Here is a 15,371-nt window from a genome sequence, read left to right on the forward strand (position 1 = left end):
TAGGGGGGGGGGGGGGCCCCCGCCCGGGGGGGGGGGGGGGGGGGGGGGGGGGGGGGGGGGGGGCGCCCCCCCCCCCCCCCCCCCCTTCCGCTGTCCGGACGGGCCCCCGCGCCGGCCCGGTTCCCGTACGGCGCCGGGCCGTACGGTGACGGCTCAGACGCGGGCGGTGCCCAGCGCCTCCTGATCGTCGGTGCGGAGGAACTTCCCGTCCTGCCAGCGCCACTTGGTGTCGGTGCGGACGTCGGGGCAGCAGCGCGGCACGTCGATCGTGGAGTAGCCCAGGAGCGTCCCGGAGACCGTGCCGTCGTGCAGGGCGAGGTCCTGGACGCTCAGCTTCCGGGACGGATCCAGAAGGGTCGCCACGATGCGGGGCGCGGCCTTGGCGTCGGAGGTCCGGGCGAGGACGTAGACGCCGCTGGGCGGGGTGCCGGTGTCGCTGTGGCAGCGGACGGTGGCGACGGTTTCGGTGATGCCGTCGCCATCGAGGTCGCCGGAGACCTGTTTCACCACATCGGGGCGGTTGGGCCCGCAGTCGAGGGGGAAGGTCACGGCGTGCGCGTCGGGGGCGGTCGCGGTGCGGCCGGGCTTCGCGGAAGCGGTGGTGGCGGTCGCATCGGGAGGCTGGACGAAGGACCCGACGGCGATGACCGCGGCGATGGCGGTGGCTGTGGTGAGCCAGTGCATGGGGCGGGGCTGGGTGTGCGAAAGGTCCTGGCCTGCCAAGGGCTGCACGCGGGGTAACTCCTGTGAAGTGCTGTGGCGGTGGGAGTGCCCAGCATCGTTCCACAGGACGGGACTCCGAGGAACCAGCGGGACCCGAGTTTCACGCCGGGAACACACCAGAAACGAAAGAGCGCCGCCGACGGTTCCCCGGAGGGAACTCATCGGCGGCGCCCGGTTGTTCGGTGGCCGAAACCAGTCGTCAGCCGCGCTCGGCAGCCGGGCCGGAGGCGTCCTTGGCGGCGCCGCCCGACGTGGAGCCGGGGCCGGTGTAGTCGTCGCCGTACGCGCCCTTGGCGGGGCGGCGGCGGCGCAGCGGGGGCTCGACGCCGTCGGCGAGGCGGCGGGCGGTGAGCAGGAAGCCGGTGTGGCCGATCATGCGGTGGTCCGGGCGGACGGCCAGGCCCTCGACGTGCCAGGTGCGGACCATGGTCTCCCAGGCCGACGGCTCGTTGAAGGTGCCGTGCTCGCGGATCGCCTCGACGGTGCGGGCCAGCTGCGTGGTCGTGGCGACGTACGCGCAGAGGATGCCGCCGGGGACGAGCGCCTTGGAGACGGCCTCCAGGCACTCCCAGGGGGCGAGCATGTCCAGGATGACGCGGTCGACGTCGGTGTCGGAGAGGTTGTCCTGGAGGTCGCCGACGGTGAGCGTCCACGCGGGGTGCGGACCGCCGAAGTACCGCTCGACGTTCTGCGTGGCGATGTCGGCGAAGTCGGCGCGGCGCTCGTAGGAGTGCAGCATTCCCTGGTCGCCGATGGCGCGGAGCAGGAAGCTGCTCAGCGAGCCGGATCCCACCCCCGCCTCGACGACGCGGGCGCCGGGGAAGATGTCGGCCATCGCCAGGATCTGCCCCGCGTCCTTGGGGTAGACCACGGCGGCGCCGCGGGGCATGGACAGGACGTAGTCGGGGAGCAGCGGGCGCAGCGCGAGGTAGGCGACGTTCCCGGTGGTACGGACAACACTGCCCTCGGGAGCACCGATCAGCTCGTCGTGGGGGAAGGCTCCCTTGTGGGTGTGGAAGCTCTTGCCCTCTTCGAGCGTGAAGGTGTAGTGGCGTCCCTTGGGGTCGGTGAGCTGGACCTGGTCCCCGACCTTGAAGGGCCCGCGACGGCGGGCGGCACCGGTCGGTTCGGACATGTGACCAGCCTACCGGCCCTGGGGCGTGCCCCGGACCAGCGGGCGCCCGGAGGCGGCCCCGGGCACCGGCGGGCGGGCCGGGGCCGGGGCCGGGGCCAGCCGCCGGGGCCGGCCGCCGGGGCCCGCGCGGGGGTCAGGAGTGGCGGGCCATCGCGGTGACGAAGGCGCGCTCGACGTCGGCGGCGGAGAGGACGCCGTAGATCTCCCCGGTCTCCTCGACGACGAGGTATTCGCTGGCCGGGGTGGTGCGGAGGTGCTCCAGCAGCTCCTCGCCGGACAGATCGGCCGGGACCCGCATGCCGTCCTTGAGGTCCTGGGAGAGCGTGCCGACCGCCACCCAGGGGCGGCGGTGTTCCGGTACGCCCACGATGGCGGCCTCGCGGACGATGCCGGTGGGCCCGCCCTCGGGGTCGACGACGACGAGGGCGCGGGCCCCCGCATCGTTGGCGCGGCGCAGCGCCTCGGCGAGCGAGGTGTCGGGCGGGGTGGGCGCCGCACGCCGGGTGAGGGTCCGGGCGCCCAGGCCGGGGAGGCGTTCGCGCAGGCGGGCCATGCGCAGGCTGTTCCCCGCGCCGGTCCAGATGATGGCGGCGAGGACGGCGGCGAGCAGCGCGTCGGTGAGGGAGTCGGTGCCGGTGATGTCGGCGGGCGGGGTGCCGAGCGCACCGGAGTGGGTCAGCAGGGGCAGACCGATGAGGACCGTGACGGCGAGCGCGCGGCCCACCCAGGCGGCGGCGACCGTGCCGCTCATGGGGCGGCCGGTGACCTTCCACACGACGGCGCGCAGCATCCGGCCGCCGTCGAGGGGCAGTCCGGGCAGGAGGTTGAAGACCGCCACGATGAGGTTGGAGATCATCAGGCCGGCCATCAGAACGCCGGGCACCGTGCGCGGCTCGACCAGCAGCATGCCGCCGTAGAAGACACCGGCCAGGACGAGGGAGAGCAGCGGACCCACGAAGGCGAGGACGAACTCCCGGCCGGGCGTCTCGGTCTCCTTCTCGATCTCCGACACCCCGCCGAAGAACTGCAGCTGGATGCGGCGCACCGGCAGCTTGAAGCGGAGGGCGGCGATGGTGTGGGCCAGTTCGTGGACGAGCACCGAGGCGTAGAAGGCGACCGCGAAGAAGAGCGAGACGAGGTAGCGGGCGGCGCCCAGCTCCGGCAGGACCTGTTCGAGCTGGCCGCCGAAGACCCAGGTGATCAGCGCGGCGACGAGGAACCAGCTGGGGGCTACGTAGACGGGCACGCCGAAGGGGCGGCCCATCAGGATGCCGCCGCCGGTGCCCTTGGGGCGGCCGGGCTTCGGCGCCTTGCCGCCCGGGCGGCGCGGACCGGCCCCGGGGTTCCGGCGCGGCTCGGCCGGCCGGTGCGACCGAGGCTCCTCGGGGCCCTGCGGCTCCTTGGGGTCCTGCGGCTTCCCGCTGTCGTCCACGGCGTCCCCTCGTCGGAATTGCGGCCTTCGCGCCTGCTCGGCCTGATCGTTTCGATCGTGCAGGGCAAAGGGTTTCTGCCGTCGATGGTATGCCGAACCGCCGCCGCGGATCCGTCGTGGGGGCGTCGCCGGTGCCGTGGCGGCGTCCTGCGGCGGGGGCGTTGTCAGTGGCGGCCCGTAGGGTCGGGTCTCATGGGAACGAGCACCGAGAATGCCGGGGCGGACGCGACGCACGGGCCGCGCACGCAGGGGGCGGCGGACGGACCTCAGACACCGTCGGCGGACGGGGCGGTCGCGGCCGGGCACGGCGCGTCGGCGGACGGGCCGCGGGCGGCTGCGATCGGCCCGCAGTCAGGGGCCGTCGGGCCACCGGCGGATGCCGCCGGTCCGCAGGCTGTGGCGGAGGAGTCCGTCGCGCGATCGAGGCGGCCCGGGCCGCCGGTGGCGCTGTCGCCGTCGCGGGCGAGCGACTTCATGCAGTGCCCGCTGCTCTACCGCTTCCGGGTGATCGACAAGCTGCCGGAGCAGCCCAGCGCGGCGGCGACGCGGGGCACGGTGGTGCACGCGGTGCTGGAGCGGCTGTTCGACGCACCCGCGGCGGAGCGTACGGCGGGCGGCGCGCGGGCGATGGTGGCCGGTGAGTGGGAGAAGCTGCTGGCCAAGCGGCCGGAGCTGGCGGAGCTCTTCGCCGACGACCCGGCGGGCGAGCGGCTGAACGGGTGGCTGGCGGACGCCGAGGCGCTGGTGGAGCGGTGGTTCACGCTGGAGGATCCGACCCGCCTGGAGCCGGCCGACCGGGAACTGTACGTCGAGACGGTGCTGGAGTCGGGGCTGCGGCTGCGCGGGTTCATCGACCGGGTGGACGTCGCGCCGACCGGTGAGGTCCGGATCGTCGACTACAAGACCGGCAAGGCGCCGCGGCCGCAGTTCGCGGAGGGCGCGCTGTTCCAGATGAAGTTCTACGCGCTCGTGATGTGGCGGCTGCACGGGGTGGTACCGCGGCGGCTCCAACTCGTCTATCTGGGCAGCGGCGACGTCATCACGTACGACCCGGGCGAGAGTGAACTGCTCGCCGTGGAGCGGAAGTTGCTGGCGCTGTGGGAGGCGATCAGGACAGCCACGGCGACGGGCGAATGGCGGCCGCGGCCGACGAAGCTGTGCGGCTGGTGCGACCACCAGACGCACTGCCCGGAGTTCGGCGGCACTCCCCCGGTGTATCCGCTGGAGATCCGCCCGGCGGACGGCGCGTAGCCGGAGCAGGGCAGAATGGGGCCGGTCCAACAAAGGAGAAGTGGTGGCAATCCGCGTCCTGCTGGTCGATGACCAGCCGCTGCTGCGTACGGGTTTCCGGATGATCCTGGAGGCCGAGCAGGATCTGGCGGTCGTCGGTGAGGCCGGTGACGGCCTGCAGGCACTGGAGCAGGTCCGGGCGCTCCAGCCCGATGTGGTGCTGATGGACATCCGCATGCCGCGGATGGACGGCGTGGAGGCCACGCGCCAGATCACCGGCCCAGCGAAGGACGGCCCGGCGAAGGTGCTGGTGCTGACCACCTTCGATCTCGACGAGTACGTCGTCGAGGCGCTGCGCGCGGGCGCCAGCGGCTTTCTGCTCAAGGACGCCCCGGCGCACGAGCTGGTACAGGCGATCCGGGTGGTGGCCGCGGGCGAGGCGATGCTGGCGCCGAGCATCACCCGTCGGCTGCTCGACAAGTACGCCGGGCATCTGCCGTCCGGTGAGGAGGCGGCGTCGGACACCCTGGACACCCTCACCGACCGCGAGGTGGAGGTGCTGAGGCTGGTCGCGCGCGGGCTGTCGAACGCCGAGATCGCCGCGGACCTCTTCGTGAGCGAGACGACGGTCAAAACGCATGTGGGCCATGTGCTGACGAAGCTGGGGCTGCGCGACCGCGTGCAGGCCGCCGTGTACGCGTACGAGAGCGGGCTGGTGCGCCCCGGCGCCCAGTAGCGGCGGCGCGGGCCCCGGTCCGGGGCGGCGTGGAACGGCCGGAGGGGCCGGTCCGGGATGGATGTCCCGGACCGGCCCCTCCGCCTGTGTCGTGCGGGTCAGTCGGAGACGCCGCGGCCCAGCTCCCAGATCTGCAGCGCCGAGGAGGAGTTGAGCGCCCACTCCACGCCGGTGATGTCGTCGCGGGCGGCGACGTACTGCTTGCCCTGCCACAGCGGGAGGATCGGGACGTCGTCGGCGAGGATGTTCTGGATCTCCTTGAAACCGGCGCCCGCGGCGTTGCGGTCGGTTTCCTGGCGGGTGCCGGGGATCAGCTGCGTCTCGATCTTCGCGTTGCGGTACGGCGAGTTGAGGAAGTTGCCCTTGCCGAGGAACGGGCCGACGTAGTTGTCGGCGTCCGGGATGTCGGGGAACCAGCCCATGCCGTAGACGGCGTACTTGCCGTTCGAGGATTCGGTGCGGAACTGCTGCCAGTTGTCGACGCCCTTGATGTCGACGTCGAACAGCTTGCTGGCGTTGAGCTGCTGCTTCAGGGCCGCGAACTCCTTGGCGGTGCTGGCGCCGTAGTGGTTCTCGGTGTACGTCAGGGTCACCTTCACCGGGGTGTTGATGTTCGCCTGCTCCAGGATCTGGCGGGCGGCCGGGACGCTGGGGTTGCCGTACTTGGTGAAGAAGGAGTTGATGTGGCCGGTGAGGCCGGTCGGCACCAGGGAGTACAGCGGGTCGCCGACGTAGGAGTAGACGTCGCGCAGGATCTGCGAGCGGTTGACGAGCTGCGCCATCGCCTGGCGGACGGCCGGGTTGGAGACCGACGGGTCCTTGGTGTTGAAGGCGAGGTAGCGGATCTCCTGGCCGGGCATCTCCTGGAGGGTGATGTGCTCGTTCCGGGAGTTCTGCAGGCCCTTGACCTGAGCGGGCGACAGCCCACGGTTCATCAGGTCGATCTGGCCCTTGCGCAGCGCCTTCTCCATCGCGGACGAGCTGGGGAAGAACCGCATCTCGACCTTGTCGTTCAGCGGCTTCACCGCGCCGCTGTAGCCGGGGTTCCGGCTGAAGACGATCTTGGTGACGCGCTCGCCGCTGTGCTCCGCCTTGAGCGTGTACGGGCCGGAGCCGACGAGGTCGAAGCCGCTGCGGAGGCGGTCCGCGGGGTACACCTGGTGGTCGACGATGCCGGCGGCCGGTGTGGTGAGCTTCTGCGGGAAGGTGGCGTCCGGCTTCTTGAGGTGGAAGACCACCTCGGTGTCGCTGGGCGTCTCGACCTTGTCGATGTCGTTGACCAGCGTGCCCGGGCCGTTGGCGTAGTTGATCTTCTGCACGCGGTCGATGGAGAACTTCACGTCCTGCGCGGTGAGCGGGTGACCGTTGGAGAACTTCAGGTCGCTGCGCAGGGTGCACCGGTACTGCTCGTTCCGCGTGTCACGGAAACCACAGGTCTTGGCCGCCTCGGGCACCGGAGTGGTGCCGGTTCTGGGGAGGCGCAGCAGCGTCTGGAGGGTGCCGCGCAGCACGTTCATCGCGTCGACGTCGTACGCCTGCGCCGGGTCGAACGGTGCGGGGGCATCCTTGGTGGCCTCCATCTGCGTGGCGACCCCGACGACGATCGGATCGCCGCTCCCGCCCGCGCCGTCCGGGCCGCCACAGGCCGCGAGTACGGGGGCGAGCAGACCGGCCAGGGCCGGCAGCACCAAGGTCTTGCGATTCATCGTCGGCAGGTTCCTTATCAGCGCAGAGGTGTTGCTCGCGTCGACATTAGTAGGAACAGCCATCGCGTCCGGGCCGCAACGGAGTTGCCGTTATAGGGACACCGGATAACAGCACATGGATCTCCGATTACCGGACGTCGGAACGAACTGCACGTCACCCCATGAATCCGGACACTTACCCCCGTGCACCAGGCCCCCGGACCCCCCTGGAACACCCGTCGGGAGACCTGTCGACGCCGGGGCACGTGAGAAACGTCACGCGCCCCAACGGCAGCGACAATGCGGGAATTCAGCCAGGGTATACGTCACGGAAAATGAGCGGACCGCTGCCCTGAGTTCTGCCTGCTTTCCCGGCGGAACGCTCAGTGCATGCGTCAATTGCTTTCCGTGATGAGGGCCCGGAGAAAAGAAAGATCAACTTCTTCGAGTGACCGGACGACGGTCCGCCCGGCGGCAGGCGGCACCGGCACCACCGACGGCACGGCGACGACCCGGCACCCGGCCGCCTCGCCCGCGCGCACGCCCGTGAGGGTGTCCTCCACCACCGCGCACCGCGCCGGGTCGACGCCCAGCCGGGCGGCCGCGGTGAGATACGGATCCGGGTGCGGCTTGGTGCGTTCCAGTTCGTCACCGGCGAGGGTCAGATGGAAGTTGGCCGGGCCCAGGGAGTGCAGCATGCGGTCGATGATGGCGCGGTGCGAGGCGGAGACCAGGGCCGTGGGCACGCCGTGGGCGGCCAGATCGGCCAGCAGCCGGCGGGCGCCGGGCATCAGCGGCACCCCGCGGCCGATCCGGGCGGCGAACCGGGCGTTGAGCAGGCCACTCAGCTCCGCCAGGCCGATCTGGGCGCCGGTGGCCTGAATCAGATATCCGGCGCTGCGGGTCATGGGACCGCCGACGACGACCTCGCGATGGGTGTCGTTCAGGATGTGTCCCAGTTCGGCGAAGACCTCGGACTCCGCCTCCCACCAGAAGCCCTCGGTGTCGACGAGCGTGCCGTCCAGGTCGAGGAAGACTGCCTGGAGGGTGGCGCCCTTCGCCGCCCGGGAGTCGGCCGCGGGGATGCTGCTGGTCATCCGTCCACCTCCGTGAGGACGTCCCCTGAGGGACAAAAGGGCCGGCCACCGCCCCGGAGTGGGGTGATGACCGGCCGCTACCGGACCGACCAGTGTACGACTATGCGCGCCGGTCCGTAGGGTGTCGCGGAAGCGGCCGTCCGCCGTTCGGGTGACGGACGGCCCGGGCGCTCACCTGGCGTTGAAGTACTTCGCCTCGGGGTGGTGGATCACGATCGCGTCGGTGGACTGCTCGGGGTGGAGCTGGAACTCCTCGGAGAGCTGGACGCCGATGCGCTCCGGCTGCAGCAGATCGGCGATCTTCGCGCGGTCCTCCAGGTCCGGGCAGGCGCCGTAGCCCAGGGAGAAGCGGGCGCCGCGGTACTTGAGGGCGAACATCTCCTCGACGTCGGCCGGGTCCTCGCCTCCGAAGCCCAGCTCGGCGCGGACCCGGGCATGCCAGTACTCGGCCAGCGCCTCCGCGAGCTGGACGGAGAGGCCGTGCAGTTCGAGGTAGTCGCGGTAGGAGTTGGCAGCGAAGAGCTTGGCGGTCTCCTCGCCGATGCGGGAGCCGACGGTGACGACCTGGAGGCCGACGACGTCGGTCTCGCCGGACTCCTCCGGGCGGAAGAAGTCCGCGAGGCACAGGCGGCGGCCGCGGCGCTGGCGCGGGAAGGTGAAGCGGGTGCGCTCGGTGCCGTCCTCGTGGAGCAGGATGAGGTCGTCGCCCTTGGAGACGCACGGGAAGTAGCCGTGGACGACGGCGGCTTCCAGCAGGTTCTCCGTCTGGAGCCGGTCCAGCAAGCCGCGCAGCCGCGGCCGTCCCTCGGTCTCCACCAGCTCCTCGTAGCCGGGGCCGTCGCCGGTACGCGCCTGCTTGAGGCCCCACTGGCCCTTGAAGAGGGCGCCCTCGTCCAGCCAGGAGGCGTAGTCGGCGAGCTGGATGCCCTTGACGACGCGGGTGCCCCAGAACGGCGGGGCGGGGACGGGGTTGTCGATCGCGACGTCGGAGCGGACCGAGCCCTCGGGCTCCTCCACCTCCACGGCGGCGCCCGCGGCGCCAGCCGCTGATGTCACAGGGCGCTTGGGGACGCGGCGCTGCTTCAGCTCGGGCAGGGTGGCGCCGGGGACGCCGCGCTTGACGGCGATCAGCGCGTCCATCAGGCGCAGCCCCTCGAACGCGTCGCGGGCGTAGCGGACCTCGCCGTCGTAGATCTCGTGGAGGTCCTGTTCGACGTAGGCGCGGGTGAGGGCGGCGCCGCCGAGGATGACCGGGTAGTCGGCGGCCATCTTGCGCTGGTTCAGCTCCTCCAGGTTCTCCTTCATGATCACCGTGGACTTGACCAGCAGGCCGGACATGCCGATGACGTCGGCGCGGTGCTCCTCGGCGGCGTCCAGGATCGCGGCGACCGGCTGCTTGATGCCGAGGTTGACGACGTTGTAGCCGTTGTTGGAGAGGATGATGTCGACGAGGTTCTTGCCGATGTCGTGGACATCGCCGCGGACGGTCGCCAGGACGATGGTGCCCTTGCCCACCCCCTCGCCGTCGTCGAGCTTCTCCATGTGCGGTTCGAGGTGGGCGACCGCGGTCTTCATCACCTCGGCGGACTGCAGGACGAACGGCAGCTGCATCTGGCCGGAGCCGAAGAGTTCGCCGACGACCTTCATGCCCTCCAGGAGGGTGTTGTTGACGATGTCGAGGGCGGGGGTGTCGCGCAGCGCCTCGTCGAGGTCGGCCTCCAGGCCGTTCTTCTCACCGTCGATGATGCGGCGGGCCAGGCGCTCTTCGAGCGGCAGCGCGGCCAGCTCCTCGGTCTTGCCCGCCTTGAGGGACTTGGTGTCGACGCCCTCGAAGAGCGCCATGAGCTTCTGCAGCGGGTCGTAGCCCTCGGCGCGGCGGTCGTGGATGAGGTCGAGGGCACAGGTGATCTGCTCGTCGTCGAAGCGGGCGATCGGCAGGATCTTGCTGGCGTGCACGATCGCCGAGTCCAGTCCGGCCTTGACGCACTCGTCGAGGAAGACGGAGTTGAGCAGGATGCGGGCGGCCGGGTTGAGACCGAAGGAGATGTTGGAGAGGCCGAGGGTGGTCTGGACGTCCGGGTGGCGGCGCTTCAGCTCGCGGATGGCCTCGATGGTGGCGACGCCGTCCTTGCGGGACTCCTCCTGGCCGGTGCAGATGGTGAACGTCAGGGTGTCGATGAGGATGTCGGACTCATGCACCCCGTAGTTGCCGGTCAGGTCGGCGATGAGGCGCTCGGCGATGGCGACCTTGTGCTCGACGGTACGGGCCTGGCCCTCCTCGTCGATGGTCAGCGCGATGAGCGCCGCGCCGTGCTCGGCGGCGAGCGCGGTGACCTTGGCGAAGCGGGACTCGGGGCCGTCACCGTCCTCGTAGTTGACGGAGTTGATGACGGCGCGGCCGCCCAGCTTCTCCAGTCCGGCGCGGAGCACCGGCAGTTCGGTGGAGTCCAGGACGATGGGGAGGGTGGAGGCGGTGGCGAAGCGGCCCGCCAGCTCCTCCATGTCGGCGACGCCGTCCCGTCCGACGTAGTCGACACAGAGGTCGAGCATGTGGGCGCCCTCGCGGATCTGGTCGCGGGCCATCTCCACGCAGTCGTCCCAGCGGCCCGCCAGCATCGCCTCGCGGAACTTCTTCGAACCGTTGGCGTTGGTCCGCTCGCCGATCGCTAGGTACGAGGTGTCCTGCCGGAAGGGGACGGTCTGGTAGAGGGAGGCGGCGCCGGGCTCGGGGCGCGGGTCGCGGGGCGGCGGGGTCAGGCCGCGGACCCGCTCGACGACCTGCCGCAGATGCTCGGGGGTGGTGCCGCAGCAGCCGCCGACGAGGGAGAGGCCGTACTCGGCGACGAACGTCTCCTGGGCGTCGGCGAGTTCCGCAGCGGTCAGCGGGTAGTGGGCGCCGTCCTTGCCGAGGACCGGCAGGCCCGCGTTGGGCATGCAGGAGAGCGGGACGCGGGAGTGGCGGGCGAGGTGGCGCAGGTGCTCGCTCATCTCGGCGGGGCCGGTGGCGCAGTTGAGGCCGATCATGTCGATGCCGAGCGGCTCCAGCGCGGTGAGCGCGGCGCCGATCTCGGAGCCGAGCAGCATGGTGCCGGTGGTCTCGACGGTGACGGAGCAGATGACCGGCAGATTCGTGCCGGTGGCGGCCAGAGCGCGGCGGGCGCCGAGGACGGCGGCCTTCGTCTGGAGCAGGTCCTGGGTGGTCTCGACCAGGAGCGCGTCGGCGCCGCCGGCGATCATGCCTTCGGCGTTGCGCTGGTAGGCGTCGCGGAGGGTGGTGTACGGGGCGTGCCCGAGGGTGGGCAGCTTGGTGCCGGGGCCCATCGAGCCGAGGACCCAGCGCTGCTGCCCCGTCGAGGCGGTGAACTCGTCGGCGACCTCGCGGGCGATGCGGGCGCCCGCCTCGGAAAGCTCGAAGACGCGCTCGGCGATGTCGTATTCGGCCAGTGCGGCGAAGTTGGCGCCGAAGGTGTTGGTCTCCACGCAGTCGACGCCGACCGCGAAGTACTCCTCGTGCACCGAGCGGACGATGTCCGGCCGGGTGATGTTGAGGACCTCGTTGCAGCCTTCCAGCTGCTGGAAGTCCTCCATCGACGGATCCTGCGCCTGCAGCATCGTGCCCATCGCCCCGTCGGCGACCACCACCCGTGAGGCCAGCGCCCCACGGAAGGAAGCGACGCGGGACGCGCTGGAGGACGTGGACGTGTACGAGGCCATGGAGGTGCTCCCCTGGTTGCGACGGCTGTCGGCTTTGCGCCCCCCGGTGGACGGCGCACGCCGCCAGCCTAGCTGGCGGTCCGGGACAGGTGTTCCCCGTTCCAGGGCCTGGACAGCCCACGGCCCCGGACCGGCGTACACCGGCCATGATCGTCAAGGGCTCGGCGGCCCTCCCGCGGTTCGGCATCGACCGATATCGTTCAGCATTGTCGAACCCGCATCTTGGAGGTTGTCCGATGGCACGCACCATCCAATCGCTGGAGCGAGCTGCCGCGGTACTGCGGCTGCTGGCCGGCGGGGAACGGCGGCTGGGGCTGTCCGACATCTCCTCCGCGATCGGCCTGGCCAAGGGCACCACCCACGGCATCCTGCGCACCCTCCAGCAGGAGGGCTTCGTCGAGCAGGAACCGGCCTCCGGCCGCTATCAGCTCGGCGCGGAACTGCTGCGCCTGGGCAACAGCTATCTCGACGTCCACGAGCTGCGGGCCCGCGCCCTGGTGTGGACCGACGACCTGGCGCGCTCCAGCGGCGAGAGCGCCTATCTCGGCGTGCTGCACCAGCAGGGCGTGCTGATCGTGCACCACGTCTTCCGGCCGGACGACAGCCGCCAGGTCCTGGAGGTGGGCGCGATGCACCCGCTGTACAGCACGGCGCTGGGCAAGGTGCTGTGCGCGTACGACCCGGTGGCGCACAGCGAGGTCGCGGAGGTGGCGCGGGAGCCGCTGACCCCGCACACGGTGACCGGGGCGGACGCGTTCGAGACGACGCTGGAGCTGACCCGGGCGCGAGGCTGGGCCGCGGACGTCGAGGAGACCTGGGAGGGCGTGGCGTCGGTGGCGGCTCCGGTGCACGACCGGCGACGGATGCCGGTGGGTGCGGTGGGCATCACCGGGGCCGTGGAGCGGGTGTGCCAGGAGGGCGTGGTGCGGCCGGAAATCGTCGCTGCTGTCAGGGATTGCGCACGGGCTGTGTCCAGGGACCTGGGCGCAGGCCGGTTCTGACCGTATTGCCACTGATTGTTCACGTGACTTTTTCGCCACAGAACCCTTGACGTCATCAAACAGGTGAACAAAACTGCCGTTCGTCGGTCGGCATTGTCGAACACCACACGACAGTATTCGTTATGGTGGGCAATGCCGCGGGGCCGACCACAGCCCTCTCGGAGGGCGCGGACCACCGGAGACCCGGGGTTCGCCTTCCCCTGGACGAAGGACAAAGGAGTCGCGGGTGTCCAGCTCCGACATCTTCCTCAGCGAGACCATAGGTACCGCTGTTCTGATACTGCTCGGCGGTGGCGTCTGCGCCGCCGTCACCTTCAAGCGCTCCAAGGCGTACGCGGCCGGCTGGGTCGCCATCGCCTTCGGTTGGGGCTTCGCCGTACTCGCGGGCGCGTACATCGCCGCGAAGTCCGGCGCGCACCTCAACCCCGCGGTGACCCTCGCCCTCGCGATCAAGGGCGGCATCGAGTGGAACCAGGTGCCGGTGTACTTCGCCGGTGAGCTGCTCGGCGCCATGATCGGCGCGGTGCTGGTCTGGCTGACCTACTACGGACAGTTCCGGGCGCACCTGTCCGACCCGGAGGTGCTGGCCGCGCACAACGGCCAGGAAGGCATGGTGGACAAGGCCACCGCTCCCAAGGCGGGCCCCGTCCTCGGCATCTTCTCCACCGGTCCGGAGATCCGGAACGCCGTTCAGAACCTCGTGACCGAGATCATCGCCACCATCGTGCTCGTGCTGGCGATCCTCAACCTGGGTCTGAGCGACAACGGCAAGGGCGTCGGCCCGATCGGCTCGCTGCTGGTGGCGCTGGTCGTCGTCGGCATCGGTCTGTCGCTCGGCGGTCCGACCGGCTACGCGATCAACCCCGTCCGCGACCTGGGCCCGCGCCTCGTGCACGCGCTGCTGCCGCTGCCGAACAAGGGCGGCTCCGACTGGGGCTACGCATGGATTCCGGTCGTCGGCCCGCTGATTGGCGGAGCCATCGCCGGTGGCATCTATCAGGTGGCCTTCGCCTGAGCCGCGTCCCCGTACCGACTCCGCCCGCACAGAATCACTGGAGCACACCATGAGCGACACCCCCTCCGCTTCTTCCCACGGTCACGGTCCGTTCATCGCGGCCATTGACCAGGGCACGACCTCCAGCCGCTGCATCGTGTTCGACAAGGACGGCCGCATCGTGTCGGTCGACCAGAAGGAGCACGAACAGATCTTCCCCAAGCCCGGCTGGGTCGAACACGATGCCGCCGAGATCTGGGCGAACGTCCAGCAGGTCGTGGCCGGCGCCGTCGCGAAGGCCGGCGTCACCGCCGCCGACGTCAAGGCGATCGGCATCACCAACCAGCGCGAGACCACACTGCTGTGGGACAAGCACACCGGTGAGCCGGTCCACCACGCCATCGTCTGGCAGGACACCCGCACCGACGCGCTCTGCAAGGAGCTGGGCCGCAACGTCGGCCAGGACCGCTTCCGCCGCGAGACCGGCCTGCCGCTGGCCTCGTACTTCGCGGGCCCGAAGATCCGCTGGCTGCTGGACAACGTCGAGGGGCTGCGCGAGCGCGCCGAGCGCGGCGACATCCTCTTCGGCACGATGGACTCCTGGGTCATCTGGAACCTCACCGGTGGCGTGAACGGCGGCGTGCACGTCACGGACGTCACCAACGCCTCGCGCACCCTGCTGATGAACCTCCACACGCTGGAGTGGGACGAGAAGATCCTCCAGTCGATCGGGATCCCCGCCGCCGTCCTCCCGGAGATCAAGTCCTCCGCCGAGGTCTACGGCACCAGCGCGAACGGCGCCCTCTCCGGGGTCCCCGTCGCCTCCGCCCTCGGTGACCAGCAGGCCGCGCTGTTCGGCCAGACCTGCTTCTCGCAGGGCGAGGCCAAGTCCACGTACGGCACCGGCACCTTCATGCTGATGAACACCGGCAACCAGCCGGTGAACTCGTACAACGGGCTGCTGACCACCGTCGGCTACCGCATCGGCGACCAGGCCCCGGTCTACGCCCTGGAAGGCTCCATCGCCGTCACCGGTTCGCTGGTGCAGTGGATGCGCGACCAGATGGGCCTGATCAACTCCGCCGCGGAGATCGAGACGCTGGCCTCCAGCGTCGAGGACAACGGCGGCGCGTACTTCGTCCCGGCCTTCTCCGGCCTGTTCGCCCCCTACTGGCGCTCCGACGCGCGCGGTGTGATCGCGGGTCTGACCCGCTACGTCACCAAGGCGCACATCGCCCGCGCCGTACTTGAGGCCACCGCCTGGCAGACCCGCGAGATCACCGACGCCATGACGAAGGACTCCGGCGTCGAGCTGACCGCACTCAAGGTCGACGGCGGTATGACCTCCAACAACCTGCTGATGCAGACCATCTCGGACTTCCTGGACGCGCCGGTGGTGCGCCCGATGGTGGCCGAGACGACCTGCCTCGGCGCTGCCTACGCGGCCGGTCTGGCCGTCGGCTTCTGGTCCAGCACCGACGAGCTGCGCGCCAACTGGCGCCGGGCCGCCGAATGGACCCCCCGGATGGATGCGGCCACCCGTGACCGCGAGTACAAGAGCTGGCTCAAGGCAGTGGAACGCTCCATGGGCTGGCTCGACGACGACACTGTCGAGGAGTAATCG

11 protein-coding genes are annotated in these 15,371 nt (G+C 70.7%); 5 read left to right on the forward strand and 6 right to left on the reverse strand.

From position 1 onward, the window contains the following. Positions 1 to 153: 153 nt before the first annotated feature. The 3 genes from ACFWWQ_RS19225 to ACFWWQ_RS19235 form a co-directional block, all read right to left on the reverse strand. Positions 154 to 732 carry a hypothetical protein gene (locus tag ACFWWQ_RS19225; protein ID WP_384597626.1) on the reverse strand — a complete coding sequence of 193 codons (579 nt, stop codon included), beginning with the start codon at positions 730 to 732 and terminating at the stop codon, positions 154 to 156. A 190-nt stretch (positions 733 to 922) separates the two neighbouring features. After that, positions 923 to 1,858, reverse strand: coding sequence for a tRNA (adenine-N1)-methyltransferase (locus ACFWWQ_RS19230; RefSeq protein ID WP_384597628.1), 936 nt, complete (start codon positions 1,856 to 1,858; stop codon positions 923 to 925). A gap of 133 nt (positions 1,859 to 1,991) precedes the next feature. Continuing rightward, complete coding sequence (locus ACFWWQ_RS19235) at positions 1,992 to 3,290, reverse strand: site-2 protease family protein (RefSeq protein WP_384597630.1); 1,299 nt, start codon at positions 3,288 to 3,290, stop codon at positions 1,992 to 1,994. 192 nt (positions 3,291 to 3,482) lie between these two features. Here ACFWWQ_RS19235 and ACFWWQ_RS19240 point away from each other — a divergent pair, with 192 nt between their 5' ends. Further along, a complete protein-coding gene (locus tag ACFWWQ_RS19240; RefSeq protein ID WP_384597632.1) occupies positions 3,483 to 4,541 on the forward strand; it encodes a PD-(D/E)XK nuclease family protein in 1,059 nt (352 codons plus the stop codon). Between the two features lie 43 nt (positions 4,542 to 4,584). After that, the gene (locus tag ACFWWQ_RS19245) at positions 4,585 to 5,256 is read left to right on the forward strand and encodes a response regulator (protein ID WP_384597634.1); all 672 of its coding nucleotides are present in this window, start codon (positions 4,585 to 4,587) and stop codon (positions 5,254 to 5,256) included. A 98-nt stretch (positions 5,257 to 5,354) separates the two neighbouring features. Here the strand turns inward: ACFWWQ_RS19245 and ACFWWQ_RS19250 are convergent, their stop codons facing one another. From ACFWWQ_RS19250 to metH, 3 genes are all read right to left on the reverse strand, one after another. Further along, positions 5,355 to 6,962, reverse strand: a complete 1,608-nt coding sequence (locus ACFWWQ_RS19250) for an ABC transporter substrate-binding protein (protein WP_384597636.1) — start codon at positions 6,960 to 6,962, stop codon at positions 5,355 to 5,357. Between the two features lie 374 nt (positions 6,963 to 7,336). Next, the gene (locus ACFWWQ_RS19255) at positions 7,337 to 8,038 is read right to left on the reverse strand and encodes an HAD family hydrolase (RefSeq protein ID WP_384597638.1); all 702 of its coding nucleotides are present in this window, start codon (positions 8,036 to 8,038) and stop codon (positions 7,337 to 7,339) included. A gap of 171 nt (positions 8,039 to 8,209) precedes the next feature. Beyond that, positions 8,210 to 11,752, reverse strand: coding sequence for a methionine synthase (gene metH, locus ACFWWQ_RS19260; RefSeq protein ID WP_384597640.1), 3,543 nt, complete (start codon positions 11,750 to 11,752; stop codon positions 8,210 to 8,212). Positions 11,753 to 11,988: 236 nt separating this feature from the next. Between metH and ACFWWQ_RS19265 the strand changes: the two genes are divergently transcribed. The 3 genes from ACFWWQ_RS19265 (at position 11,989) to glpK (ending at position 15,368) form a co-directional block, all read left to right on the forward strand. After that, positions 11,989 to 12,753, forward strand: a complete 765-nt coding sequence (locus ACFWWQ_RS19265; protein WP_384597642.1) for an IclR family transcriptional regulator — start codon at positions 11,989 to 11,991, stop codon at positions 12,751 to 12,753. A 226-nt stretch (positions 12,754 to 12,979) separates the two neighbouring features. Next, positions 12,980 to 13,768: an MIP/aquaporin family protein gene (locus tag ACFWWQ_RS19270; RefSeq protein ID WP_384597644.1), complete on the forward strand. Its 789-nt coding sequence runs from the start codon at positions 12,980 to 12,982 to the stop codon at positions 13,766 to 13,768. A gap of 49 nt (positions 13,769 to 13,817) precedes the next feature. Beyond that, a complete protein-coding gene (gene glpK, locus ACFWWQ_RS19275) occupies positions 13,818 to 15,368 on the forward strand; it encodes a glycerol kinase GlpK (protein WP_384597646.1) in 1,551 nt (516 codons plus the stop codon). Positions 15,369 to 15,371 lie beyond the last annotated feature (3 nt).

This window comes from Streptomyces sp. NPDC059080 (assembly GCF_042739975.1).
Lineage (GTDB): Bacteria > Actinomycetota > Actinomycetes > Streptomycetales > Streptomycetaceae > Streptomyces > Streptomyces benahoarensis.